Annotated in this window: 2 protein-coding genes and 1 pseudogene; 2 read left to right on the top strand and 1 reads right to left on the bottom strand. The window is 62.5% G+C overall.

What is annotated here, in order from left to right; genetic code table 11:
* Positions 1-381: pseudogene (locus tag EN925_RS32505) on the bottom strand (porin family protein); the annotation flags it as partial.
* Positions 382-794: 413 nt separating this feature from the next.
* On the opposite strand from EN925_RS32505, the gene EN925_RS32500 reads away from it, so the two are divergent.
* Complete coding sequence (locus tag EN925_RS32500; protein ID WP_127370141.1) at positions 795-1,559, top strand: SDR family oxidoreductase; 765 nt, start codon at positions 795-797, stop codon at positions 1,557-1,559.
* The coding region (locus EN925_RS32495) for a GIY-YIG nuclease family protein (protein ID WP_164894546.1) at positions 1,556-2,291 on the top strand (736 nt) is incomplete at its 3' end. The genes EN925_RS32500 and EN925_RS32495, both read left to right, overlap by 4 nt.

Raw genomic sequence — 2,291 nt, 5'->3', positions numbered from 1 at the left:
CAACGAACCCTCGAAGCCGGCCTTGGAATTGACGCCAGAATCGTCGCCCTTGACGCCGTTGTAGCCGAGTTCGGCTTCAGCGCCGTAGACGAAGTTCTCTTGCTGCCACTGATAGCCGCCGAAAACGCTGCCGACGAAGCCCTTGGTGCCGACGTCAACATTGTCAACACCCAGATCCTTTTCCTTGGTATGGCCGCTGAAGCCATAGCCGACGTTGAGACCGGCGTAGGGGCCGGCCCACGAAGCGACGGGAAGTTCAGCGATCGGCGCAGGTGCCGGCGGCTCTTCCGAAACCACGTCAGCAGCATAGGCAGTTCCGCTGAGGGCGAAGAGCCCGAGCGCAACGGCCAGCGGCCGTGCGAATTTGAGATTGGCTTGCATTGTTCTTTACTCCTTAAGCCACAGGACACAGGCTTGTTTCTCACGATCGCCATCGACCCGTCCGGGGGGTGAAACGGATCTGGCGTTCGTCGGTTCCAAATGTCGTGTCAAAATGCGGCTGAAGCGAACCTGAACTTGGGTCATTCCCCGGCGCAAATGAGGCAGAACCTTGACGTTGCATCTTCGCAACAGCGAAATGGCAGGAACCATCCGGTGCTGCGCTGCACACCGCTTGGTGCAAGGACTCCAGCACCCTATATTGCGGTCGGGCACGCCTGAGTCCAGGGCGGGCCAAGATGCCCAAACGGCCGTTTCGCCACAATGCTGCCCAAGGTGCGAACACCATTTAACGCATGCCGGGCCATATTTCGCCGGCACTGCTTTTTCGGGCCGAAATTGAGGATTGACACCATATGAGCAAAGCCACTGTCACGGCGCTGGTGACGGGCGGGGCCAGGCGGATCGGCAGGGCGATCGTCGAGGATCTCGCCGCGCACGGTTTTGCCGTCGCCATCCATTGCAACCGCTCGCGCACCGAGGCCGATGCGTTGGCTGCCGAAATCATCGCCGGAGATGGCCGCGCCGCGGTGGTCGCCGCCGACCTGACCGATATGGACGCCATCGATGACCTTATCGGCGAGGCGCAAGCAGCGCTCGGGCCGCTCTCGCTGCTGGTCAACAACGCGTCGCTCTTCGAGGACGATTCGGTTCTGGATTTCGACTGGCGGGCCTGGGACCGGCACTTTGCCGTCCATGTGAAAGCGCCCGCGCTCCTGGCGCAGAATTTCGCCCGGGCACTACCGGCAGGGCAGGAGGGCCTGATCGTCAACATGATAGACCAGCGCGTCTGGCGGCCGACGCCGCGCTACTTTTCCTATGCACTGTCCAAATCGACGCTGTGGACAGCCACCCAGATGATGGCGCAAGCGCTCGGTCCCCGCGTCCGCGTCAATGCCATCGGCCCGGGGCCGACATTGAAGAACGCGCGTCAGGACGACAGCGATTTTGCAGCCCAAGTCGATGGCTTGATCCTCAAGCGCGGCCCGGAATTGCCGGAATTCGGCGCCACAATCCGCTATCTCTGGGAAGCGCGCTCGGTCACCGGCCAGATGATCGCGCTCGATGGCGGCCAGCATCTTGCGTGGCAGACGCCCGATGTGACAGGCATGACGGAATGAGTCCTATAGACCACAAAAGCAAGCCGCGCGGCGGCACCGACGATCTGCCTCCCGATATCGACCTCGAGGACGAGGCGGTCGAGGAGATGGTTGAAACCGTCGGTCCCGATGTCGCCTTCACCGCCATCGACTGGACGCCGCATGCCGGCGACGCGGAAGGCATGATCGGTGCCGAGGTGATCCAGACGCTGGTCAAGCGGCTGCCCAACGCGCCCGGCGTCTACCGCATGATGAACGCTGCCGGCGATGTGCTCTATGTCGGCAAGGCGCGCAGCCTGAAGAAGCGCGTCACCAACTACGCGCAAGGCCGCTTCCACACCACCCGCATCGGCCGCATGGTGCGCGAGACGTCGACGATGGAGTTCGTCGTCACCCGCACCGAGATCGAAGCGCTGCTGCTCGAAGCCAATCTTATCAAGCGCTTGCGGCCGCGATTCAACGTCCTGATGCGCGACGACAAGTCGTTTCCCTATATCCTCTTGACCGGCGACCATGTCTCGCCCGGCATCTATAAGCATCGCGGCGCGCGTTCGCGCAAAGGCGATTATTTCGGCCCCTTTGCTTCGGCCGGTGCCGTTGGCCGCACCATCAACTCGCTGCAGCGCGCCTTTCTGCTGCGCAGTTGCACCAACTCGTTCTACGAGAACCGCACGCGGCCATGCCTGCTTTATCAGATCAAGCGCTGCGCCGGTCCCTGCACCGGCGAGGTCTCGCACCAGGACTATGCCGAGC

Origin of the sequence: Mesorhizobium sp. M7A.F.Ca.US.006.04.2.1 (genome assembly GCF_004022915.1) — a bacterium.
Lineage (GTDB): Bacteria > Pseudomonadota > Alphaproteobacteria > Rhizobiales > Rhizobiaceae > Mesorhizobium > Mesorhizobium ciceri.
This window is presented reverse-complemented; position numbering and strand designations above follow the sequence as displayed.

Excerpts from the sequence above, each read along its gene's own strand:
- EN925_RS32500 (WP_127370141.1), top strand. The coding sequence starts at position 795 with ATGAGCAAAGCCACTGTCACGGCGCTGGTGACGGGCGGGGCCAGGCGG.